The sequence below is a fragment of the Pseudomonas sp. 5C2 genome, assembly GCF_034314155.1.
Classification (GTDB): domain Bacteria; phylum Pseudomonadota; class Gammaproteobacteria; order Pseudomonadales; family Pseudomonadaceae; genus Aquipseudomonas.
The window spans coordinates 1,602,617-1,626,382 of sequence record NZ_JAVIWH010000002.1 but is presented as its reverse complement, the minus strand read 5'-3'; the positions used below and the strand labels follow the sequence as shown (position 1 = coordinate 1,626,382).

The 23,766-nt window shown below is 58.4% G+C and carries 20 protein-coding genes and 3 pseudogenes; 14 read left to right on the top strand and 9 right to left on the bottom strand.

Going from position 1 to position 23,766, the window contains the following annotated elements; translation table 11 throughout:
* Positions 1 to 169 precede the first annotated feature (169 nt).
* Entirely contained in the window at positions 170 to 3,211 is a 3,042-nt protein-coding gene (locus RGU44_RS08160; RefSeq protein ID WP_322216568.1) for a VPA1269 family protein, read from the top strand.
* 112 nt (positions 3,212 to 3,323) lie between these two features.
* On the opposite strand, the pseudogene RGU44_RS08155 reads toward RGU44_RS08160, so the two are convergent.
* From RGU44_RS08155 to RGU44_RS08120, 8 genes and pseudogenes are all read right to left on the bottom strand, one after another.
* Positions 3,324 to 3,986 (bottom strand): annotated as a pseudogene (locus tag RGU44_RS08155) (IS3 family transposase); the annotation flags it as partial.
* A gap of 10 nt (positions 3,987 to 3,996) precedes the next feature.
* Positions 3,997 to 5,409: pseudogene (gene thiC / locus RGU44_RS08150) on the bottom strand (phosphomethylpyrimidine synthase ThiC); the annotation flags it as partial.
* A gap of 205 nt (positions 5,410 to 5,614) precedes the next feature.
* Entirely contained in the window at positions 5,615 to 5,845 is a 231-nt protein-coding gene (locus RGU44_RS08145) for a CDGSH iron-sulfur domain-containing protein (protein WP_322179020.1), read from the bottom strand.
* 103 nt (positions 5,846 to 5,948) lie between these two features.
* Positions 5,949 to 6,589 (bottom strand): annotated as a pseudogene (locus tag RGU44_RS08140) (peroxiredoxin).
* Positions 6,590 to 6,637: 48 nt separating this feature from the next.
* Positions 6,638 to 8,428 (bottom strand): NADPH-dependent assimilatory sulfite reductase hemoprotein subunit, encoded by a 1,791-nt coding sequence (locus RGU44_RS08135; RefSeq protein WP_322216566.1) that lies wholly within the window; start codon positions 8,426 to 8,428, stop codon positions 6,638 to 6,640.
* A 19-nt stretch (positions 8,429 to 8,447) separates the two neighbouring features.
* Positions 8,448 to 10,196 (bottom strand): diflavin oxidoreductase, encoded by a 1,749-nt coding sequence (locus RGU44_RS08130; RefSeq protein WP_322179022.1) that lies wholly within the window; start codon positions 10,194 to 10,196, stop codon positions 8,448 to 8,450.
* Entirely contained in the window at positions 10,193 to 10,540 is a 348-nt protein-coding gene (locus RGU44_RS08125; RefSeq protein ID WP_322179023.1) for a BolA/IbaG family iron-sulfur metabolism protein, read from the bottom strand. Before RGU44_RS08125 ends, RGU44_RS08130 begins: the two co-directional genes overlap by 4 nt.
* A 101-nt stretch (positions 10,541 to 10,641) precedes the next feature.
* Entirely contained in the window at positions 10,642 to 11,250 is a 609-nt protein-coding gene (locus RGU44_RS08120) for a MarR family winged helix-turn-helix transcriptional regulator (protein WP_322179024.1), read from the bottom strand.
* Between the two features lie 152 nt (positions 11,251 to 11,402).
* On the opposite strand from RGU44_RS08120, the gene RGU44_RS08115 reads away from it, so the two are divergent.
* Positions 11,403 to 13,379 (top strand): aconitate hydratase, encoded by a 1,977-nt coding sequence (locus RGU44_RS08115; RefSeq protein ID WP_322179025.1) that lies wholly within the window; start codon positions 11,403 to 11,405, stop codon positions 13,377 to 13,379.
* A 145-nt stretch (positions 13,380 to 13,524) separates the two neighbouring features.
* Here the strand turns inward: RGU44_RS08115 and RGU44_RS08110 are convergent, their stop codons facing one another.
* Positions 13,525 to 14,118 (bottom strand): MarR family winged helix-turn-helix transcriptional regulator, encoded by a 594-nt coding sequence (locus RGU44_RS08110; protein ID WP_322179026.1) that lies wholly within the window; start codon positions 14,116 to 14,118, stop codon positions 13,525 to 13,527.
* Positions 14,119 to 14,254: 136 nt separating this feature from the next.
* Between RGU44_RS08110 and RGU44_RS08105 the strand changes: the two genes are divergently transcribed.
* The 12 genes from RGU44_RS08105 (at position 14,255) to lipA (ending at position 23,743) form a co-directional block, all read left to right on the top strand.
* Positions 14,255 to 14,620 (top strand): iron-sulfur cluster assembly accessory protein, encoded by a 366-nt coding sequence (locus RGU44_RS08105; protein WP_322179027.1) that lies wholly within the window; start codon positions 14,255 to 14,257, stop codon positions 14,618 to 14,620.
* Positions 14,621 to 14,687: 67 nt separating this feature from the next.
* A complete protein-coding gene (gene erpA / locus RGU44_RS08100; protein ID WP_322179028.1) occupies positions 14,688 to 15,056 on the top strand; it encodes an iron-sulfur cluster insertion protein ErpA in 369 nt (122 codons plus the stop codon).
* A gap of 40 nt (positions 15,057 to 15,096) precedes the next feature.
* Complete coding sequence (gene sufB / locus RGU44_RS08095) at positions 15,097 to 16,533, top strand: Fe-S cluster assembly protein SufB (RefSeq protein WP_322179029.1); 1,437 nt, start codon at positions 15,097 to 15,099, stop codon at positions 16,531 to 16,533.
* A 20-nt stretch (positions 16,534 to 16,553) separates the two neighbouring features.
* Positions 16,554 to 17,330: a Fe-S cluster assembly ATPase SufC gene (gene sufC, locus RGU44_RS08090; RefSeq protein ID WP_322217791.1), complete on the top strand. Its 777-nt coding sequence runs from the start codon at positions 16,554 to 16,556 to the stop codon at positions 17,328 to 17,330.
* A complete protein-coding gene (gene sufD / locus RGU44_RS08085; RefSeq protein WP_322179030.1) occupies positions 17,327 to 18,700 on the top strand; it encodes a Fe-S cluster assembly protein SufD in 1,374 nt (457 codons plus the stop codon). The genes sufC and sufD overlap by 4 nt, the downstream gene beginning before the upstream one ends.
* On the top strand, positions 18,697 to 19,956 hold the full coding sequence (locus RGU44_RS08080; protein WP_322179031.1) for a cysteine desulfurase: 1,260 nt from the start codon (positions 18,697 to 18,699) through the stop codon (positions 19,954 to 19,956). Before sufD ends, RGU44_RS08080 begins: the two co-directional genes overlap by 4 nt.
* A complete protein-coding gene (gene sufU, locus RGU44_RS08075; protein ID WP_322179032.1) occupies positions 19,956 to 20,441 on the top strand; it encodes a Fe-S cluster assembly sulfur transfer protein SufU in 486 nt (161 codons plus the stop codon). The genes RGU44_RS08080 and sufU overlap by 1 nt, the downstream gene beginning before the upstream one ends.
* A gap of 47 nt (positions 20,442 to 20,488) precedes the next feature.
* Positions 20,489 to 20,731 (top strand): BolA family protein, encoded by a 243-nt coding sequence (locus RGU44_RS08070; protein WP_322179033.1) that lies wholly within the window; start codon positions 20,489 to 20,491, stop codon positions 20,729 to 20,731.
* A gap of 20 nt (positions 20,732 to 20,751) precedes the next feature.
* Positions 20,752 to 21,069: a Grx4 family monothiol glutaredoxin gene (gene grxD, locus RGU44_RS08065; protein ID WP_322179034.1), complete on the top strand. Its 318-nt coding sequence runs from the start codon at positions 20,752 to 20,754 to the stop codon at positions 21,067 to 21,069.
* A gap of 328 nt (positions 21,070 to 21,397) precedes the next feature.
* Positions 21,398 to 21,958 (top strand): NifU family protein, encoded by a 561-nt coding sequence (locus RGU44_RS08060; protein ID WP_322179035.1) that lies wholly within the window; start codon positions 21,398 to 21,400, stop codon positions 21,956 to 21,958.
* Between the two features lie 188 nt (positions 21,959 to 22,146).
* Positions 22,147 to 22,713: a GTP cyclohydrolase I FolE gene (folE, locus tag RGU44_RS08055; RefSeq protein WP_322216563.1), complete on the top strand. Its 567-nt coding sequence runs from the start codon at positions 22,147 to 22,149 to the stop codon at positions 22,711 to 22,713.
* Between the two features lie 58 nt (positions 22,714 to 22,771).
* Positions 22,772 to 23,743 carry a lipoyl synthase gene (gene lipA, locus RGU44_RS08050; protein WP_416152036.1) on the top strand — a complete coding sequence of 324 codons (972 nt, stop codon included), beginning with the start codon at positions 22,772 to 22,774 and terminating at the stop codon, positions 23,741 to 23,743.
* Positions 23,744 to 23,766: the final 23 nt, after the last annotated feature.

The following is a 23,766-nucleotide window of genomic DNA, read 5'->3' as shown; positions in this document are numbered from 1 at the left end:
ACGTTGTGCGGGATATGAAGAAGGTCGCTTTATAGAAGTCAATTATTCCGGCGCTTTGAGCAATGCATCACTTGAGCGCCCAAACATTATCGATGGATGAGCTTGCTTAGGTATATTTTGCTATCAATCCGCTGCTGGTTTCGGCCATGCCTCAAGTCAAGGAAAGCGAATGAACCAGATTTGCCAGCTTGATCAGTATTCTGCAGTTGTCAGTGAGCTTACTGGCCGAACTGTGTACATCAACGACTCGATGGACCGGTACTTGATTTCACCCGAAGTGGACCTTAGTAAGGTTGCAATAGCCGCAACTGATTGGCAGAAAAGAGTCGAAGCTGTTCGCCCTCGCGTGTCGCCTGGACTGTGCTCGGCTGTGGCTGCGCTTATAAATTGCAGTACTCGAGAGGCCGTGGCCAGCGCCTTGCACGTAGTTCTTGTTGATGAGTTTCGAGACCGCAAGGCCAACGCTTCTGTAACACGGTGCCAGCCTTTAATGGTCACACTGATGTTGCAGCTCTGGTCTTGTGGTGCTGTCGCCTGGCCGGTCAAAGAACAGGTGCCGTTTGCCTCCCCGACTCTGAACCTGAACAATCCAGGATTGACCGAGCAACCCTTGTCCTACCTGACGAGAATTCATGAATACCTCAAACGAAGCAAGAGCCAGGGGACGGCCAATTTTCAGTTCATCCTCGACCAGATCCTGTCCCGAGTCGGGATTGCCGGCATCGGCGACCTAACACCTAAAACGTTCTATCTTAGTGAGGACCGCAGTCGGCTAAACAAGATGCGTGGGCCTGGAATTCAGGGCGTACTGAGCGTTTTACACGATGAGCATTATGAGCGAACCATTGACTGGACCCCCGAAGACTTTGGGTTCCTCCAAGCCAAGATGGGCCACCTGGCTCGGGATGACAACTTCACCTGGCTGGTCTCGAAAGATCCTGCGATGGACGAGTGGGCGAAGTTGGGCATTGAGCACCTGCAGTCCTATACGACGAATTTCCGTAAACGCAAGTCGTCTATCAACAATTTTCTGAAGCACTATCTGGAGCACTCTGAGCTTCCACGCAATCCCGCTGAGTACTTCGACATTGAGCACCGACCAACAGCATTGTTTCACTTCCCAGGAAACAAGGGGCGCCAAACCATGGGAGTCATCAATGAGTTTCTGAGTCAGGTTTTGTTCAAGGTATGTGTTCTGTCAGATCACAACGAAGTGCCCATTTTAATGCCCGGTTTTGCAAACCCACTCCCCAAACTGAGTTACAAGAATGTAAATCAATGCGAAACACACCGGGAAGCAATGCCAATTCGGCTGATGAGTCTTGCAAGGCACATTCTGACGGAAAATGATTTTGCCTGGGCGAAAGAGTCAGGCCGTATCACGGATGTTTTCCGCCGATTCAACCCCGAAACTGGAGAGTTTGAGACCGTGTGGAGCCCTGTACGGGCTTTTGCGCTCCTCGTTAAACTCCTGCTGCCTACTCGAACCTATCAGCTTCGGATGCTTGATAGCGGAGAGGGGGATTTCTATCGCTATCGGGGTGACGGGACGTGGGAAGCGAATCTGGGGGTCCACCGCCCAACCGCTGATGGAAAGTCTATAGGGTGCGGAGTATTCCGGCGGTATACACGGAAAGACGGAAGCGAAGGTGCGCTATTTTACTTCAATACGAACAAGACGGCCGATGTTGATAGCCTAGTGAAGGGCTATGTTATGCCCTGGGAAAAGAAGGATGTCCTACAACTGCTGGTTGAGCTGAGAGACTGGCAAGAGGAGTACAACCCTCTCAAAGGGCCTACAGCGTGGTCCGACATTGTCGAATTGAAGAAGGTCAAGCATGCCGATGATTTGGCTAAGATGGGGTCTAACTTTTTCCTGTTCAGAGACCCGGCCAACGGACATCGTCCTGATCTGCCGGTAACCGACATTCGAATACGTGGGCTGTGGCTGAAGCTCATGGATGAAATGGAGCGTCGTCTGATAAAGTCTGATGATGCGCTTAGCAATGAAGCCAATGTCAAATTGATACTGACCCGTGAAAGGGGCCAGCCCACGTCGGCTGCATTTGACCTGCATAGTATGCGAGTATCGGTTATTACTGCGATGTACGAAGCGGGAATGCCGCCGGAATACTTGATGAAGATCGTTGGCCACGCTACGGTGCTGATGACCCTTTACTACACAAAACTCGATACTGAAACAATGAGTCTTCGGATGGATGAAGCTCTTTTGGAGCGTCAACGTAAGTCGCAAACCGAAATGGCTGGCTTCATCAGTCGAGCGAGCCGACAGGAACTGGAGCAGGCCGTCGCCTTCCGACACCCTTCGGCGCTGGATGCTGCGGCAAGCGGCACCAGCGTCGGCCAGCTAGTCATGGATCATGGCATCTGCCTAGTATCCGCCCGCCGTTGTCATGAAGGTTTGGCGATCTCCGACCCAACTACGGGTGTTACCCGTTTCCAGGCTGTACCGGGCGGTGCGACCAATTGTTCTCGCTGTCGATTTTTCATGACTGGCCCGGCATTCCTGGTTGGACTGGAGGCCCATGTAAACGACTTGGCTTATCGCCTCAAGAAGGCATCGTTTGCCTTCGAGAAGACCCGGGAGAAATTTGACGCATTGGCCGATGCCTACGCCGCCGCTCTTGACGATGGCGAGCCATTTCAGCGGCAGCGGGAGCTAGAGATTGCCGAGTGTGCTTTTGAATCAGCTACAGCGGAGGTTGATAACATTGCTTTGAGTCTGCAAGCCGCTTACGCGCTGACTGAGCAATGCATCCGCATTAGTGCGCAGGACAGGGGCAACGGTTTGTCATTAGTAGTAGTTGGCGGCACAGGCCAATTGGAGGCGGTATTGTCAGAAGGGCATGAGTTTGAACAGCTCAACCGTATCTGCGTGAATGCAACCCTGTTCGATGGATTGAACATCAACTGGCAACAGCCTAATTTGGAACGAGCACGGTTATTTGACCGGATGCTGCGCAATTCCGGTCACGAGTCCCGGTTCTTTCTATTGAATGATGAAGACACCTTGCATGTAGCCAACGCCATGGCGCAATTTCTCTATGCTCGTTTGGATGCCAGCACCGTTCATGCATTGGTAGACGGACGCACCACGCTGCGTGCAGTTGGCTTGGATGTAGCCTTCATGTCCCAATTGGATAAGCTAGAGCCCAAGACTCTCGGCACCCAAGGCGCATCAATACCGTAATCTTTTGGCCGATTTCTACCTTTCGTGAGGCTGCAATCGACCTGCAATTACTTGTTTGTTGGCGCCGACGCCGAATTGACCCAGCGGGGATGCGGACAAAAACTTGGACTGGTTATGCCGCGAAGCCCAGGCTTTCACGATACTCAATGGGACTGAGCGCGCCGAGGGAAATCTTTATACGTTTTTCGTTGTACCAGCGAATGTATGAATCCAAGGCCTGAATGAACTGCTCGATGCTCGTTGACTGCCAGTTGCGAGGATAGAACAGTTCCGTTTTCAGTCGGCCGAAGAAACCTTCACAAGCCGAGTTGTCTGGTGAGCAACCTTTGCGCGACATCGAACGAATCAGCTTCGCATCAGCGATGCGCGATAACCAGCCGGGCCAGCGGTAGTGAGCGCCACGATCGGAGTGAACAACAGGCCGTTTATCGTTGCTGGCCACCGTTTCGATAGCGGCATCCAGCATCGTGTTCACAAGCTCGGCGTCGGGACGCGTGCCGATCGACCAACTGATTACCTTCCCATCGAAGCAGTCGATCATGGGGGACAGGTACACCTTGCCTGCCGGGATCTGGAACTCCGAGATGTCGGTCAGCCATTTCTCATTCGGAGCTAGGGCCGTGAAGTCGCGGTTGAGGAGGTTTTCCGGCGCCGGACTGATCTCCCCGAGGTAGGAACCGTATCGACGCCGTTTCGGCTTGGCGACGACTAGGCACTCCTGCTTCATCAAGCGCTGCACCACCTTCTCTGAAAGGCGCACACGCTGCCTGCTCAACTAAGCTCGCATCCGACGGTAGCGGCCCGAGGGTGTAGAACGGTGCCTCATGGCACTTGTCCAACTGCAGTTGCATGTTTTCTTTGATCATGTACATCGGCACGTGACCGGGGCCTTCGATCATGACTTGCACGTCGTGTTTCCAGGCGATTTTGGTCAGCTCGCCGAGAGTTTTTAATTCGGCGAACTGCGCTTCGTCATTGGCGTCGTAGATCGAACCGGGACGCAGACCATCACCCAGACTGAAGCTGACGTCATAGGCCTTCATGATCTCGCAGATGTCTTCGAAATGGGTGTAGAGGAATGACTCCCGGTTATGCGCCATGCACCACTTGGCCATGATCGAGCCGCCACGTGAAACGATGCCGGTCATACGCTTGGCACACAGCGGCACATAGGCCAGCAACACCCCGGCGTGGATGGTGAAGTAGTCGACGCCTTGTTCGGCTTGCTCGATCAGCGTGTCACGGTAGATTTCCCAGGTCAGGTCCTCTGCCTTGCCGTTGACTTTTTCCAGCGCCTGATAAATCGGCACGGTGCCGATTGGCACGGGCGAGTTGCGGATGATCCATTCACGCGTCTCGTGGATATTCTTGCCGGTGGACAGGTCCATCACATTGTCGGCACCCCAGCGGATCGCCCAGGTCAGCTTGTCGACTTCTTCGCAGATGCTCGAGGTGGTGGCCGAGTTGCCGATGTTGGCGTTGATCTTCACCAAGAAATTGCGGCCGATGATCATCGGTTCGATTTCTGGATGGTTGATGTTGACCGGGATGATGGCGCGGCCACGGGCAATTTCTTCGCGCACGAACTCGGGTGTTATTTCCACCGGAATGCTGGCGCCGAGGGACTGGCCGGGATGTTGGCGGCCCATCAAGTCGGCCATTCGATTGCCCATCGGGCCGGATGCCTGCAGCTCTGCGAGATACTCCTTGCGGCGCATGTTTTCGCGGATTGCAACGTATTCCATCTCCGCCGTGATGATGCCTTGCCGGGCGTAGTGCATCTGCGAGACGTTTTTACCGGGTAATGCGCGACGCGGCTTGCGGGTGAGGTTAAAGCGCATGTCGTCAAGCGTGGGGTCATTCATGCGCTCAATGCCGTAAGCCGAACTTGGGCCGGCCAACTCCTCGCTGTCAGCGCGCGCAATAATCCAGGGCGTGCGCGGCGTTTGCAGGCCGGAACTGATGTCGATGCTGACCTGCGGATCGGTGTACGGCCCGGAGCAGTCATAGACATAAATCGGCGGGTTCTTTTCCACGTCGTAGGGGGCGGCGGTATCGGACTGGCTGATTTCGCGCATCGGTACTTGGATATCGGGGCGTGAGCCTTCGACAAAGATTTTGCGCGAATTGGGCAGTGGCAGGATGGCGCGTTCATCTACTGTGGCGGTGGCGGCGAGGAATTTCGAATTGGCGTTCATTGGGCTCCTTGGCAGGCTTGATTTGGGTCAGGTCAGGTTAGGCTGCGCAGTGATACGCAGGTAGGGCTTGATGACGGTGTAGCCTTCGGATACGAGAACAAACGGCCCCAACGGGTGCCGTGCGAGGCGTGAAAACGCCGCGCTCGTGCTCGAAATTCGGACGTATGCTCCGGTGAATCAGGAGAATTGCGCCATGTACACCCAGCTACTCCGACGGTGCGTGCAGGTCGGGATGGTTCTCTTTCACTTCGTGACGGCTTCCTTGCACGTCGTACCAGTAAAACTTTTCGGGCTCTTCAGTCTTTGCGGTGGTTTTATGAGTACCGTCACAAAACGGCTGCTTCTTCGACAAGCCACAGCCGCATATGTACTTAGTTTTCTCGCCCACCGTCACGGGATACGGACCTGTCCGGGTTATTTTGACGATTCTTGCCATGATCTATCCTTAAAAATTGTGTATGCGAGGAATTGAAACGGCGGCGTATCTTTTATGCCTCGATGTGAAGCTCCCGTCGCCGGATAATTTGAGCCTCGTGCGTTTAATTCAGGTCAGGTTGCGGGGTGATGCGCAGGTAGGGCTTGACGACGGTGTAGCCCTTCGGAAATTTCTGTTGCAACACCTCTGGGTCCTGCAGTGACGGCACAATGATGACGTCATCACCGAGGTTCCAGTTGGCGGGTGTGGCGACGCTGTAGCCGTCGGTCAGCTGCAGCGAATCAATCACCCGCAGAATTTCGTTGAAGTTGCGGCCCGTGCTCGCCGGGTAAGTAATGGTCGCGCGGATCTTCTTTTTCGGATCGATAAAGAACACCGAGCGCACCGTCAGGGTGTCGTTGGCGTTCGGATGAATCATGTCGTAAAGGTCGAAACGGTGCGCCCCGGATCAGCCAGCACGGGGAAGTCGACGTTGGTGTTTTGCGTCTCGTTGATGTCATCGATCCACAGGGCATACGACTCGAGCGCGTCGACGCTGACGGCCAGCACCTTGACGTTGCGGCGTGCGAACTCCTCATTGAGTTTGGCGGCTGCGCCCAGTTCGGTGGTGCACACGGGCGTGAAGTCTTTCGGGTGCGAGAACAACAGCCCCCAACTGGTGCCGAGCCAGAGGTGAAAGTCGATGTCGCCGAGCGTCGATGTCTGCACAAAATTGGGTGCGGTGTCGCCTAAACGTAATGCCATGATGATTCTCCTGGGTAACCCTGAGCAGGAAGTTCAGGGTTTAAGCTTTTAGCGGCGCGCTCCGGTGTTCTGATGGAAATCGGCGCTGTTGACGGTCGCGGCGATAAAACCCGCACGGAGGGTGTAATCGCCGAAGTGTTCGCCGTCCTGCCGCTCGCGCTGGTAAGCAGCGAAGATCGGTTCTAGATTGGCGATGATCGAGCCTTGGTCGAGATTTTCGGCGTAGAGCTTGGCCAGTCGTGAGCCGTCGAAAGCGGCCCCCAGATAGAGGTTATAGCGGCCTGGGCCTTTGCCGACCAAACCGATCTCGGCGATATACGGCCGCGAGCAACCGTTGGGGCAGCCGGTCATGCGGATCACGATGTCCTTCTTGGCCAGCCCGTGCCCGGCCAGACGCTCTTCCAGCGCAGTGACGAGCTCGGGCAGATAGCGTTCGCTTTCGGCGAGTGCGAGCCCGCAGGTCGGCAGCGCGACGCAGGACATCGCATTGCGCCGCAGGGCCGAGGCGTCGGTTGTCAGCCGATGCTCAGCGACCAGCGCTTCGATGGCCCGGCGCTGCGCCTTCGGGACGTTGGCGATGATCAGGTTCTGGTTGGCGGTGAGGCGATAGTCGCCGTCATGCTGCTCGGCGATCCGCCGCAGGCCGGTCAGCCATTGCGCGCCGCCCGGCACATCCTTGACACGGCCGTTCTCGATAAACAGCGTCAGGTGCGCGTAGTCGTTGCCGCTTTCGTCGCTTCGGTCACTTTCGGTCCAGCCGTAGCGGTCGCCGGTTGAGGTGAAGGTGAACGGCTTGGCTGCTTCCAGCGTGACGCCACTGCGCAGTTCGACCTCGGCACGGAAGGCATCCAGACCGCGATCCTCAATCGTGTATTTCAGGCGCGCATGCTTGCGCTCGATACGGTCGCCCCAGTCGCGCTGTACGGTGACAACGGCTTCGGCCACGGAAAGCACCTGCTCCGCTCGGCAATAGCCCATGACGTCGGCTGTGCGCGGATACGTCTGCGTCTCGCCATGGGTCATGGCCATGCCACCGCCAACCGTGACGTTATAGCCCTCGATCACATGCTGGTTGCCGAGCGTGAAGTTATAGTCGTCATTGATCTGACGCTGCTGGTCGAGGATGGCGATAAAGCCGAGGTCATGCGCATAGATGTCGACGTCGTTCGACGGCGGCACGGCGATGACGATTTTGAATTTGCGCGGCAGGTAGGTTTTGCCGTAGATCGGCTCGACCACCTCATCCTCATCCTCACCACCGGCGATGCGCTCGCCATCCAGCCAGATCTCACGATAGGCCGTCGTGCGCGGCAATAAATGGTCGGACAGGGCACGGGCGAGCGTGAGCGAAGCGGCGTGGGCGGGTGACTGATAGGGGTTCGGATTGCACATCACGTTGCGATTCACGTCACCGCAGGCCGCAATAGTGGTCAGCAGCGCGGCGTCCATCTCGCGCATCGTCGTTTTCAGGTTCGACTTGATGATGCCGTGCAACTGAAAAGTCTGCCGCGTGGTCAGGCGCATCGTGCCGTTGCCGTAGGTGCGCGCGATATGGTCCATGGTCAGCCATTGCTGCGGGGTACAGACGCCGCCGGGCACCCGCACACGAATCATAAAGGAGAAGGCCTTCTCCATTTTCTTGCGCCCACGCTCGCTGCGCAGATCGCGGTCGTCTTGCAGGTACATGCCATGGAACTTCACCAGCTGCGCATCATCCTCGATGATCGCGCCGGTGATCTCCTCGTGCAGGCCTTCGCTGAGCGTGCCGCGCAGATACCCGCTGGCGGCCTTAATGTGCTCGTTGCGTGAGAGCTCTTTGCTTATGTGTTTTTGGCTCATGTGGACTCCGGATGTACGCTTAATAAATGTCCTGCAGATAGCGGTGCTCACGATCGAGAGCCTTTACCGCTTGCTCGGCGTCTGCCACGCTGAGCGCCTTCACATCGACATAGGCGCGCACGAGTGCCGCCCGCACATCCTTGGCCATCGCCTTGGCGTCGCCGCAGACATAGAAATAGGCGCCATTGTCGAGCCAGTCGATGAGGTCTTGGCGCTGCTCCCAAATGAGGTGCTGCACATAGCGTTTGTGCGGCGTGTCGCGCGAGAAGGCGAGGTTCATGCGCGTCAGCGAACCATCCTTTAAGGCATCCTGCCATTCGAGCTGGTAGAGGAAGTCGTGGGTGAACTGGCGGTCGCCAAAAAACAGCCAGGAGCGGCCGCTCGCGGCGGTGGCACGGCGCTCCTGGACGAAGGCGCGAAACGGTGCGATGCCAGTGCCCGGCCCCACCATGATGATGTCGCGCTCTGGCGCGGGAAGCGCGAAATGCCGGTTGGGCCGCAACTTCACCCGCAGACGCTGGCCTTTCTTTAATTGGTCGGCGACATGGCCGGAAGCGACACCTTTGCGCACGCGCCCGAAGCTCTGGTAGCGCACCGCCGAGATCAGCAGATGCACCTCATCGCCCACCTCGCGGCGCGACGACGCAATCGAATAGGCGCGCGGGGCCAGCGGCCGCGTTAGCTGGCGCAGCTGGTCGGCAGACAGCGCCACGGGAAACAACTGGAGCAGGTCGATCAGCTGCCGACCGGCGATCCAGGTGCGGGCATCCTCAGATGCGAGCAGCGCCTTGACCTGCGGGTGGTTGGTGGTGGCGGCGTAGCTTGCCAGGGTCTTGAGCGATAGCGTCGTGACATCTCGGGCCTTGATTAGCTCGGCGCGCAGCGCAACGTCGGACGCAAGACCTGTCGCCTCCAACAGATCGTCCACGTAGGCCGCATCGTTCTCAGGGTAGATATCAAGTGAATCGCCAGGTTTATAAGGTGGCGCAGCGCCGTCGAAACTGAGTTCGAGATGGATCGTGACTTTTTCCGACTGCGATGAGTTGAGGTGGATTAGTTCGGTGATCTCGGCCTCGACCGGAGCGAGATCGGCGCTGCTCGTTGCCTTCGCGGCAAAATCGACAGCAATGATGCGGCTTTGGCCGACGTTTTCGGCCGGGGCCAGAGCCTTGAGCGCCGTCTCGATCCAGTGCCCGGCAGGTTCTGCGAAGTCGAGATCGCAATCGACGCGGGCGACGACGCGCTTGCCGCCGAGCGCTGCAAGTCTTGCGTCCAACGCCTTGCCAATCGCGCAGAACTTGGCATAGGCGGTGTCGCCGAGCGCGAGAACGCCGAACCGGACGTCATCGAGGCGTGGCGCGCCTTCTCCCATGAGTTCAGCGTAAGCGCGAATGACCCGTGCGGGCGGTTCGCCTTCACCCCAGGTCGCGGCGATGACGACGAGCCGGCGTACCGAGGCAAGGGTCGCCACATCGAGATCAGCCATGTCGACGATCGAAGGCTTCAATCCGAGTTTGCGCGCCGCCTTGGCTATGTCCGCCGCGAGCTGCTCGGAGTTTCCGGATTCGGTCGCATAGAGGATGGTCAGCGGCTCAGTGGTTTGCGCGCTGCCTGCGGGTTGAGGTGCCGTCGTGGCGGCGTCCATTCCGGCGATAAAGCCGGCTAGCCACGCGCGCTGGGTGGGGCTGGCGGATCCCATCACGCGGTTGAGGATTACTATCTCTTCTTCGGCGAACGGCGCCGTATTCGGGATCGGCAAAAAATTCATGTGCGCCGGCCAGTAGTCTGTTGCGCCTCAATAGCGGGTGGACACGCATGGCGGGTAAAGCCTGGACCAACACGTGCGGGCGCTCGCGTCTGCAGGCTGTCGACGGCGCGCACCGGGGACGCAGAACCTTGCAGCAGATGGCCGATGGCGACATACACCAGCCACTGGCTCTCGAGCATGCTCAGGCCTGCGAACGCGGGCGAGGTCACGTCGATGCTGAAGTGTCCGTTGCCACCGCCGTTGACTGTGGCGACGGCGGCCCGTGAATGCGGGATCCGCTGCTCGATAGCCGCGCGCAGCGCGTCGCTGATGCAGCCCTGAAAGTCAGTGGGCGTGGATGACATGGCGGTCTCCTTTATGTGGCCGTGTTGGGCTGTGCCGAGCGATTACTGGGCGTTCTGCCGAGGTATTCAGCGCGCCGTTTGCGCCCGTTGCGCGAACAGGGTCATCGCCGTGCGCCTCCGCTGACAGGGCCCTTCACCGTCACGGGCTTGCGCGGGATGAAATTGATACAGACCCCGTCGAGCTCTTCCAGCCGCAGTGGCTGGTGGCTGATTCCGCAGGTATAAGACGCCTGACTTTCCCGGTGGCAGCCGCAGCCTTGCAGATGTTGACACGAGGTACAGGTGCCGAAGGGCGGTTTGCCGCGCTCTTGCGCCACCTGGCCGAGCATGCGCTGCAAGGTAGTGGCGAACTGGCTTTGGACACTGGGAGGCAGGGCCTCTGCGGCACGGGCCAGGGATTCGAAGGGGTCGCTGGCAAGAATGCCCCAGGCTTGGTCGGTCAGTACCAGGCGGACACTGCGCTTGTCGCCTTCTGCGCGAATGCGGCTCAGAAATCCGAGGGTTTCGAGGCTTTTGATGGTCTGTGATGCCGTACCGCGGGTCGTGCCATGGAACGCGGCGAAGGCCGATGGCGTTCGCGAGAAGCGGTTGGCTTGGGCAAAGTACCTGAGCGCGGCCCACTGGGCTGCAGTGAGCCCCTCCGCGAGCCCCTCGCCAGTGGCGATGCGGCCCAAGTGAAATACCAGCTCCGCAATCGCACGACTGTTCATGACCATCTCCTTTATCAGGCAAATATAGTAGCGTCTAAAAACTATATAGACAATAATGTAATTTCGGATCGATACTATTTTACCGCTCAGGAAGGTTGCGTAAGCCGGCTCAGGGCGAGTGCCGCGACTTTTTCGAACTTGGGAGAATGATCATGAGCATGAATGTCACGCAGAAACTGATTCAAGCGCATCTGGTATACGGCAACATGCAATCCGGTGAGGAGATCGGTATCAGCATCGACCAGACACTGACCCAGGATGCTACCGGCACGTTGGTGATGCTGGAGTTTGAGGCGATGGGCTTAGACCGGGTGAAAACCGAGGTGAGCGTTCAGTACGTGGACCACAACATCATCCAAGAGGACTTCAAGAACCCCGACGATCATCTTTTTCTGCGCAGCGCCTGCCAGCGTTTCGGCCTGTGGTACTCGCGGCCTGGTAATGGGGTCAGCCATCCATGCCATCAGGAGAACTTCGGCAAGCCGGGCAAGACCCTGCTTGGCTCTGACAGTCACACGCCGGCGGGCGGTGCGATCGGCATGCTGGCTATCGGCGCTGGCGGGCTGGAAGTGGCGTTAGCCATGGCCGGCGAGCCGTTCTTCACGCGCATGCCGCAGATCTGGGGCGTTAAACTCACGGGGAGCTTGCCTGATTGGGTGAGTGCCAAGGACGTGATTCTGGAGATGCTGCGCCGCCACGGCGTCGACGGTGGTGTCGGTCGGATCATTGAGTATTACGGGCCGGGGCTGGCCACGCTGAGCGCGATGGATCGACATGTGATCGCTAACATGGGCGCCGAACTGGGCGCCACAAGCAGTGTTTTCCCTTCCGATCAGGAGGTGCGCCGCTTTCTGCGTGCCTGGCAGCGCGAAGAAGACTGGGTCGAGTTGGTCGCGGATACCGGCGCGAGCTACGACTTGTTTGAGGAGATCGATCTGTCCAGCTTAGTGCCGCTGATCGCCATGCCGTCGAGTCCAGGGAATGTGCATCCGGTCAGCGAAGTCGCTGGACAACGGATCTACCAGACCTACATTGGTTCGTCGGCCAATCCCGGTTTTCGCGACTTTGCTGTCTCTGCGCTGATGGTGCGCGGTCGTAAAGTGCACGATCGTGTGTCATTCGATATTAACCCTACGTCTCGCGCTCAGCTGGAAACCTTGGTGCGCGACGGCCACATCGCCGACCTGCTGCACGCCGGCGCGCGGCTGCACCAGGCCGGCTGCAACGGCTGCATAGGTATGGGCCAGGCGCCGGCCACTAATGAACTTTCTCTGCGCACAGTACCGCGCAATTTTCCAGGCCGTTCTGGCACGCGCGAGGATAAGGTTTGTCTGGTCAGCCCTGAGACGGCTACGGCGTCGGCGCTTACCGGGGTGATCACCGACCCGCGCACGCTCGGTATTGCTTATCCGCGCGTCATGGACCCGGACCATCCAATCATCAACCGTGAGATGTTCGGGGCGCCATTGCCGCTTGCAGAGGCGCTAAAAGTTGACCTCGTGAAGGGTCCGAACATTGCCTCACTGCCGCCCTTCGCACCGCTGCCCGATGAGATCGAAGTGCCGGTCCTACTCAAAACGGGAAACGACGTTTCCACTGACGAGATTATGCCTCCAGGGCTTCGCGTGCTGCCGTTTCGCAGCAATATTGCGAAGATCGCCGAGTTCTCCTTTGATCGGCTCGACCCCACCTACGCGGTGCGCGCTAAGCAGGTGCCGGGGCACATAGTAGTGGGCGGCAGCAATTACGGCCAAGGCTCGAGCCGCGAGCACGCCGCCCTTGGCCCGCAGTACCTAGGCCTACGCGCAGTTCTGGCCAAGGGGTTTGCGCGAATCCACGCGCAAAACCTGATCAACTTCGGCGTACTGCCGCTGACATTTATCGACCCCGCGGACTACGACGGTATCCAGGCCGCAGACTTGCTGCGCCTAACAGATCTTAAGCACGTACTGACAGAAGGTGGCGAGCTTGTGGTCGTAAATGTCACTCGCCAGGTCAGTTTTCAGGTGCGTCACCACATGTCGCCGCGACAAGTGCAGTTCTTGCTCAGCGGCGGATTGATCAACTGGATGAAAGAGCGACTGACCGCGGAGGGCTCTGCGGCTGATCGGGCTCTGGCGTCGGATTAACGGCAGAGGCAGAGCGATGTAGAATTGGTGAAATGTAAGCGTAACCATGGTTAGTCGTTGCAATAGTGCTGACGCTGCGGCTAACCACAACAGCCAGCGCATGCAGCGATTAACCCACTAAGCGCCAGAGTAATCGCCGTGCGGCTCAGCTGGCTGGGCCCTTCACCGCCGTGGGCTTGCCGGGGATGAAGTTGATGCAGACCCCATCGAGCTCTTCTAGATGCAGCGGCTCGCGGGTGAACCCGCAGGCATAAGGTGCCTGATTTTCCCGGTGGCAGCCGTCGCCCTCCAGATGTTGACACATTGTACAGGTGCCGAAGGGCTGCTTGCCGCGCTCTTGCGCCACCTGGCAGAGCATGCGCTGCAGGGCATTGGCGAACTGGCCTTGGAGGCTAGGGGGCAGGGCATCTGCGGCACGTACCAGTGATTCGAAGGGGTCGCTGACAAGAATGCCCAAGGCTTGCTCGGTCAGCCCGAGGTGGACGCTGCGCTTGTCGTCCTCTGCGCGTAGGCGGGTCAGATAGCCAAGGGTTTCGAGGCTTTTGATGGTCTGTGATGCCGTACCGCGGGTCGTGCCATGGAACGCGGCGAAGGCCGACGGCGTTCGTGAGAAGCGGTTGGCTTGGGCAAAGTACCTGAGCGCGGCCCATTGGGCTGCCGTGAGCCCCTCCGCGAGGCCTTCGCCAGTGGCTATGCGACCTAAGTGAAAGACCAGCTCAGCAATCACACGACTGTTCATTTCCAGCTCCTCATCACGCTAGCATAGTAGCGTTTTAAAACTATATTTGTATTGATATGATTTTGAAACGATACTATATTCATGTCACCGCCACGCTTGTCTTGCGGTTCTCTTTGCGTACGTTGGAGCTTGAGTTATGGCAATTACATTGACTGAAAATGCGGCAAAACAGATTCGCCAGCAGCTTGCAAAACGCGGCAAGGGGCTTGCCCTGCGCATCGGCGTGAAGCGCGTGGGCTGTACCGGTCTGGCGCACACCTTCGACATTGCCGACGAAATTCTCCCAACAGATTACAGCTTTGAGTCGCATGACGCCCGTGTGCTGATTGATGCCGCCGCATTGGTGTTTCTCGATGGTTCGCGTATCGACTTCGTCACCGAAGGGCTTAAGCAGATGTTCAAATTTGATAACCCCAACGTCGATAGCGAGTGCGGCTGCGGCGAGAGTTTCAAAATCAAAGAGCCCGCGCTGGCTGTGAAAAAAACCGAGGTCACAGCATGAACATAAACGCGCTGTGCCGCGCCAAGGCTAATACGCAGTGCGCAGTGCGCAGCACGGAGGGTGCCTGATGAACGCGGTTTCTGAAAGCATCCAGAGCGAAATACCCGGCGCTTTTGTGTTTACCGACAGCGCTGCGGCCAAACTGGCTGATTTGATTGCGCAAGAAGGCAACCCCGCGCTGAAGCTCCGGGTTTTTGTCCAGGGCGGCGGCTGCTCCGGCTTCTCTTATGGCTTCACCTTTGATGAAGTTGCCCTTGAAGATGACACCACGCTGAGCAAAAACGGCGTGTCAGTGTTGATTGATGCGATGAGCTATCAGTACCTAGCGGGAGCCGCGATTGATTACCAAGATGATCTGCACGGTGCGCAGTTCGTCATCAAGGACAATCCCGGCGCCAAGTCCACCTGCGGTTGCGGGTCGTCTTTCTCGATTTAATTTAGTCACTTATTTGGCTACTTAGGTAGGAACCAACATCATGAGCGCAGTACTGCAAAGCCTGGTCAATCAGCCCTACAAGCACGGTTTCGTCACCGATATCGAGTCTGATGTCGCGCCCAAAGGGCTAAATGAAGACACCATCCGGATGATTTCGACCAAGAAGAACGAGCCGCAGTGGCTGCTCGACTTCCGGCTTAAGGCATATGCGGCCTGGCTCAAGATGGACGAGCCGACCTGGCCTAACGTGCACTTTAAGCACATTGATTATCAGGCGATCAGCTACTACGCCGCCCCCAAGCAGAAGCCGAAGCTAAACAGCATGGATGAGGTCGATCCGGAATTGCTGCGCACCTTCGAGAAACTCGGCGTGCCGTTGCACGAGCGCATGGCGCTGGCCGGTGTGGCGGTTGACGTGATTTTCGACAGCGTGTCGGTGGCGACCACTTATAAGGCCAAGCTGGCTGAGGTCGGGGTGATTTTCTGTTCGTTCTCCGAAGCCGTAAAAGAGCACCCTGAGCTGGTGCAAAAATACATGGGTTCAGTGGTGCCGACCGGCGATAACTTTTACGCCGCGCTCAACTCGGCGGTATTCACTGACGGCTCGTTCTGCTTTATCCCCAAGGGCGTCAAGTGCCCGATGGATTTATCAACCTATTTTCGCATCAACACCGAGGAAACTGGGCAGTTTGAACGTACCCTGATCATTGCCGAGGAGGGCGCGTCGGTCTCCTACCTCGAAGGCTGTACCGCGCCCGCCTTTAGCTCTAATCAGTTGCACGCGGCGGTGGTTGAGTTGGTGGCGCTGGACAACGCCGACATCAAATACTCGACGGTGCAGAACTGGTATGCCGGCGACGAAAATGGCGTCGGCGGGGTGTACAACTTCGTCACCAAGCGCGGCCTGGCCAAGGGTGTGAACTCGCGTATTTCCTGGACCCAAGTCGAGACCGGCTCGGCGATTACTTGGAAGTATCCATCGGTGATCCTGCGTGGCGACAACTCGGTCGGTGAGTTTTATTCGGTCGCGGTGACCAATCACCTGCAACAGGCCGATACCGGCACCAAGATGATCCATCTCGGTAAGAACACCCGCAGCACCATCGTTAGCAAAGGCATCTCAGCCGGGCGCTCGAACAACAGTTACCGCGGACTGGTGAAGATTTCGCCGACCGCCAGCGGTGCGCGCAATTATTCGCAATGCGACTCCATGCTGATCGGCGACCAGTCTGGCGCGCACACCTTTCCCTATATCCAAGTGGGCAACAGTAGCGCCCAAGTTGAGCACGAGGCCTCGACCTCGAAGATCGGCGAGGACCAGCTGTTCTATTTCGCCCAGCGCGGGATCTACGCCGAGGCCGCCGTGTCGATGATCATCAACGGATTCTGCAAAGACGTATTTCAACAATTGCCGATGGAGTTTGCAGTCGAAGCGACCAAGCTCCTCAGTTTCAAATTAGAAGGAAGTGTCGGATGATTTACCCAGACAGCAAAACCATACTCGAAGTACGCGGGCTGCGAGCAACCGTCAACGGCATCGAAATTCTCAAAGGCCTCGACTTCACCGTGAAGAGCGGCGAAGTGCACGCCATCATGGGCCCGAACGGCTCGGGCAAGAGCACCTTCGCCAAGGTGTTGGCTGGCCACACGGCGTATGAAATCACCGGCGGCAGCGTGCTGTTTGAAGGCAATAATCTGTTTGATCTGCCCCCCGAAGAGCGTGCCCGTGCCGGGTTTTTTTTGGCCTTTCAATACCCGATTGAGATACCCGGGGTCGCCAACAGCCAGTTCCTGCGTTTGGCGTACAATACCGTGCAGGCGCAGCGCGGCTTTGATGAACTCGATCCGCTGGAGTTTGACGACTTCGTGCGCGAGAAGATGAAGCTGCTAGAGATGAGCCCCGATTTTCTCGAGCGCAGTGTTAACGAAGGTTTCTCGGGCGGTGAGAAAAAGCGCAACGAAATCTTGCAAATGGCGCTGCTCGATCCGCGCTTGGCGGTTCTCGATGAGACCGATTCGGGCCTCGACATCGACGCGCTGCGGATCGTCTCGCAGGGCGTTAATCAGCTGGCCAATAAAGACAACGCGATTGTGCTGGTGACGCACTACCAGCGGCTGCTCAACTACATAGTGCCGGACTTCGTGCACGTCATGGAGGCGGGACGCATCATCAAAACCGGCGGCAAGGAGCTGGCGCTGGAACTTGAAACGCGTGGCTACGACTGGGTCGCGGCCGAGCACCAGGAGGCGATGGCAGCAGGGGTGACGGCATGAGCACACTGACGGCAGTGCTACCTAACCTGCTACCTAAGGTGTTGCCCGGCGCGCTTCGTCGCCCCGCGCCGGCTTACCTTGACACGCTGTTGAGCGGCACGCGGCAATTGTCGGCCAGCCCCTTGGCGTGGTTCAACGCGCTGCGCACCGCGGCGGCCAAGCGGCTCGAAGTGTTGCCGCTGCCTACCCGGCGTGACGAAGACTGGCGCTTTACCGACATTGCACGGCTGACTAAACTGTCGTTTACGCCGTCCTTGCCAGCCGCCGATGCCTTAGAAAACACAGATGTCGAGCATTTTTATATTCAAGAAGCGACCACCCGCTTGGTGTTTGTTGACGGTATCTATGCGCCGCAGTTGTCCTGTGTGGCGGCCAGCAGCGATGCCGTGGTGGCCAACCTGCCGAGTGTACTGAGCAGCCATGCCGCGCTGCTCGAAGCGCATCTCGGCCGCCACCAAGACGTCCATGAGAATCCATTTGCGGCGCTGAATACGGCCTTTCTGCAGGATGCGGCGGTGATTGTGTTGCCGCGCAACGTGACGCTGGCAGCGCCGGTGCATGTGCTGTTTATTGCCACGCAGGCCGGCGTGCTGAGCACTCCGCGTTGCCTGCTAATCGCCGAGGCGGGCAGCAGCGTGACGCTGATCGAGGACTACGTGGCCTTGCATGATGTCTCCGCGCACGATGCCGCCGACCTGGTGAACCCGGTGAGCGAAATTGTCCTGGCAGACAATGCCCGGGTGAACCACATCCGTGTGCAGCGCGACAGCCCGCAGGCGTTTCACCTGGCCAATTGCGCGGTGTCCGTGGGCCGCTCGAGCAACTATCAGTCGGTCAGCGTCGCGCTGGGCGCGCAGATTTCGCGTTACAACCTCAACGTGCTGCTGGCCGAGGGCGCTGAATGCGCGGTCGACGGGCTGGCCCTGATCGCTGCCGATCAGCTGGCCGATAGCCATACCTGCATCGACCACTTCCAGCCGCACGGGGTGAGCCGCCAGCTGCACAAATGCATCGTCGGCGGCAGTGCGCACGCCGTGTTCAACGGTAAGGTCATGGTCCGCCAGGGCGCGCAGCGCACCGACTCGGTACAGTCGAGCCGCAACCTGCTGCTCAGCAGCAATGCTCAGGTTGATACCAAACCACAACTTGAGATTTTTGCCGACGACGTGAAATGCGCGCATGGCGCGACCATCGGCCAGCTCGACAGTGAGGAAGTGTTTTACCTGAACAGTCGCGGCCTGTCAGACAGCGTGGCGCGTAGCCTGCTGACCTATGCGTTCGGCGCCGAGATCATCCAGCGCATCCCCGTAGCATCACTCAAGCAGCGGCTTGAACAGACGGTGCTCGAACACACCGGTAGCCTGTCATGAACGCCGCCCAACGAGAAGTCAATCAGCCTTCGGCCGCTACCTTTGAAGTCGAACGCATACGCGCCGATTTTCCGATCCTGCAACTGCAGATCGACGGCAAGCCGCTGGTCTATCTCGACAACGCCGCATCGAGCCAGATGCCGCAGCAGGTGATCGACCGTTTGGTGCACTACCACAGCAATGAGCACGCCAACATCAACCGTGCGGTGCATTATTTGTCGGAGACAGCGACCGCCGAGTTCGAGGAGGCGCGGCGCAAGCTGCAGCGCTTTATCAACGCGGCTGAGGAGCGCGAAGTGATCTTCACCAGTGGCACCACCGATGCGATTAACCTGGTGATGCACGGCTACGGGCGCAAGTTTATCAAGGCCGGCGACGAGATTATTCTGACTACGCTGGAGCATCACTCGAACATCGTGCCGTGGCAGATGCTGGCTGAAGAAACCGGCGCTGTCATTCGTGTGGTGCCGATTAACGATGCCGGAGAATTGCTGATCGATGAATACCAACAGCTGTTCAATGAGCGCACCAAGTTTGTTGGCGTGATGCACGTTTCGAACGCGCTGGGCAGTATCAATCCGGTCAAACAGATGATCGCTTTTGCCCACGCGCACGGCGTGCCGGTGCTGGTTGATGGCGCGCAGGCGGTGCCGCACATGGCGGTCGACGTGCAGGATTTGGATTGCGACTTCTACGCCTTCTCGGGCCATAAACTGTGCGGCCCGACCGGTATCGGCGTGCTGTACGGCAAGGCCGCGCTGCTGGAAAAAATGCAGCCGTTCAAGGGCGGCGGCGACATGATTCTGTCGGTGAGTTTCGAGAAAACCACCTACAACACTATCCCGCATAAATTCGAGGCCGGCACGCCGCCGATTGCCGCCGCCATCGGGCTGGGTGCCGCTGTCGATTACCTTTCGGCCATTGGCATGCAGCTAATTGCCGCGTATGAGCTCGAGCTGCTCAATTACGCCACCGAGCAGATGAGCCGCATGCCGGGCGTGCGCATTATCGGCACCGCACAAAACAAAGCGGCGGTCATTTCGTTCGCGATTGACGGTGTGCACCCGCACGACATCGGCACTCTGCTTAATCAGGAGGGTGTCGCGGTGCGCACGGGTCATCATTGTGCGCAGCCGGTGATGCAACGCTTCAAGGTGCCGGCCACCTCGCGGGCCTCGTTTGCGTTCTACAACACACGGGCCGAGGTCGATGCACTGGTTGCCGGTATTCGCAGCGTGCAGCAGGTGTTTGCCTAATGGCCAACTATAAAGCGCTGTACCAAGAGGTGATCCTCGATCACAACAAGAAACCGCGTAACTTCGGTGTGCTGGCGCAGCCGAGCCACCACGCGGTGGGCCACAACCCACTGTGCGGCGACCACATCGACGTGGCGCTGAATCTCGCCGGCGAGTGCGTCGATGGCATCGCGTTTCAGGGTGAGTCGTGCGCGATCTGCAAGGCCTCGGCGTCGATGATGACGGTCGCGGTCAAGGGCAAAACCCGTGCGCAGGCGGAAGTTCTGATCAAGGAATTTCTCGCCATGGCCACCGGCAAGCTCGACTTAAACAGCCCGAATCAGATCGGCCGGCTGGCGGTGTTCGCCGGTGTGTGCGACCTGCCGACCCGGGTTAAATGCGCGATTTTACCCTGGCACACCCTGCACGCCGCGTTCAATTCGCTGGCCAGCACCTCGACGGAAGCCGATGCCGACCCGATGCATGCTCCGATCGGCAACGCCTGATGGGTTGCCATTTTTTGCCACAGAGACCCTAGCGAGAGGAGCAACCGATGACTGCCAATGAACTCAGAAACACCATCCTGCAGGGCCTGGCCTGTGAGCACGTCGAAGTGCTCGGCGATGACGGCCAGCACTTCGACGCGCTGGTGGTGAGCGCGCAATTTGCCGGCAAAAATAAGGTGCAGCAGCATCAGCTGGTGTATCAGGCGCTCGGCGATCGTATGCGCGCAGAAATCCACGCGCTGGCCATGCGCACCATCACGCCCGAGGCCTGGGCACAATCAACCCGCTAATAACCTTGGAGCAATACACGATGAACGTACAAGAAAAAATCCGCCAGCAGGTCACCGACCATGCAGTCGTGCTGTACATGAAAGGCACACCGCAGGCCCCGCAGTGTGGTTTTTCCGGAGCGACGGTACAGATACTGAATGCCTGCGGCGTGCAGGGATTTACCGCCGTCGACGTGCTGGCCGACCCGCAAATCCGCGAGGGCATCAAGGCGTACAGCAACTGGCCGACCGTTCCGCAGCTGTACATTGCAGGTGAGTTTGTCGGCGGCGCCGATATCGTGCGCGAGATGTACGACCAAGGTGAATTGCAGCCGCTGCTCAATTCCGCGCTGGCTTGATGGGATTGAAAACGGGCGGATGGCACTCCTAGGGTGTGCTTAGCCTGCGGCGTAGCCCACCCGCTTTAGGACGACTACTAGGCTTGTGCCGCTTAGATTTCGCCGTGTCCGTTATGTGTAACGAGCGTCGTTAACGGTCAACATGCGCAACCTTTGGGAGCGAGCTTGCTCGCGAAAGTCGCCAACGCAAAGCTTCGCTGAGGCGCTCGTTTGGATTTTTTGCCGTGTCCGTTGGCGGGTTAAGCCGCCCTACCAACGCGCATCCAGTCACGGTGCGTTTGGCGACGTTGCGAGGCCCAAATGCGCGTCACATTTTCAAGAGGTTGAAATGCCCAAAATAGCCGAAATCGAAGGGACGCCCAATCCGAACGCGAGGAAATTTATCCTCAAGGACCCGCTGACTTGGGGGGTAACGCGCTCGTATGAAAACGCCGAGCAGGCCAAAGATGATCCGCTCGCGTGTGCGCTGTTCGCCATCGAGCATGTGAGTAACGTGTTTTACGTGGATAAATGGCTCACCGTGACCCAAGACGGTGACAGCGACTGGGATGAGTTGCTGCGCAAAGTCGCCGAGCCCATCCGCGCCGCACCGGCGGCGGATGCGCAAACCGCAGTCACCGTGGCAGCGGCGAGCGCGGCGCATGCCAACCTCAACCTCGCCGACCAGAAACGTCTCGATGCGATCAACGAATTGCTCGACGAGGAGATTCGCCCTCATCTGCAAAACGACGGCGGCGACCTGCACGTGGTCAACCTCGACTACAACCTGCTCAGCGTGCATTACCAAGGCGCGTGCGGCTCCTGTCCGAGCTCACTATCCGGCACTCTCAGGGCCATCGAAAATCTGATTCGTTCGATTGAACCCGACATCGAAGTGGTGGCGGTTTAGGGAGGGGCTATTGGTTGTTTTGTCCTCTCCCCGGCCCTCTCCCATAAATGGGCGAGGGGAGAATAAATGCACCGCGTAATCCACCCACGCGCGCCCAACCACTAACGACTGCATAGCCAATCAAAACCTCACGCTGAGAATGCGCGGAAACTTTTTTACCCGTATCAACCCCGACAGGAACCGCGCAGATGTCAGAAGCACCCTTTACCGAGCAGGATTGGCGTCGATTTCTAACCAGCGTGGGCGAGGACCCTACGCGCACGGGGCTGCTCGAAACGCCGTCGCGCGTCAGCAAGGCCTGGAAGCACTGGACTGCCGGTTATGCCCAAGACCCGGCGCAATGCCTGAAAGTGTTTGAGGACGGGGCCGAGGAGTACAACGAGCTCATCGTGGTACGCAACATTCCGGTGTATAGCCATTGCGAGCACCATCTCGCGCCGTTCTTCGGTAAGGCCACGATTGGCTATGTGCCCAACGGCAAAATAGTCGGCCTGTCAAAGCTGACGCGCTTGGTCGATTGCTATGCCAAGCGGTTGCAGGTGCAGGAGCGCCTGACCATCCAAATTGCCAACGCCTTGCTGACCCATCTGCAACCGAAAGCGGTGGGTGTGGTGATTCGCTGCCGGCACCTGTGCATGGAAAGCCGTGGTATTCGCACCCAAGGAGAGGAGACCGTCACCTCCGCCATGCTCGGTGAACTGCTCAATAATCAGGCGATGCGTGCGGAATTTTTTGCTTTAGCGCGGGAGGCGTAAGGTGCTTACTCCGGAAACTATAAACAGCGAAGCCACGGCGTTAGCCAGCGAAACCACGGTGCTGAGCAGCGCAACCCCGGCGTTAAACAGCATAACTGCCGAGCGCTCAGACAAGCAAAGAGGCCCGCTCAAAACCAAGCGCGCCGAGAGCGATCCGGCGCAAAGATTGCCCAAACCCAACTGGATCCGCGTCAAGGCGGGGTCAGCCTCGGCGCGCTTCGCTGAGATCAAGGACATCGTGCGCGTCAATCAGCTGGTGACAGTCTGCGCCGAGGCCTCTTGCCCGAACATCGGCGAGTGCTGGAGCAAAGGCACCGCGACCTTCATGATCATGGGCGACAAATGCACGCGGCGCTGCCGGTTTTGCAATGTCAGCACCGGCCGGCCGAATCCGCTCGACCCCGACGAGCCGGCACGCTTGGCGCACACCATCGCGCTGATGAAGCTTAATTACGTGGTCATCACCTCGGTGGATCGCGACGATTTGCGCGACGGTGGCGCCGGCCATTTCGTCGAGTGCATCCGCCACATTCGCGCACTGACGCCCAACACCTATATCGAGATTCTCACCCCCGACTTCGGCGGCCGGCTGGATCTTGCGCTGGACATCCTCGGCACTGCGCCGCCAGACGTGTTGAACCACAACATCGAAACCGTGCCGCGTTTATACAAAGAAGCGCGCCCCGGTGCGGACTTTCAAAACACCCTCAACTTGTTGCAACGCTTCAAGGCCCGGCATCCGAAGATACCGACCAAATCCGGCCTGATGGCCGGGTTGGGCGAAACCGATGAGGAGATTTTGCACGTGCTGCGCGCTCTGCGCGCCCACGATGTAGACATGTTGACCATCGGCCAGTACCTGCAACCGACCGGCGGCCACATGCCAGTGCGCCGCTATGTGCATCCGGACACCTTCAAGATGTATGCAGAAGAAGCCCGCAAAATGGGCTTCCTGCACGCCGCCTCCGGCCCGCTGGTACGCAGCTCCTACCATGCCGATGAACAGGCGCATGCGGCCGGGGTGTTTTGATGGATGCTCTGCGCAATTGCGTT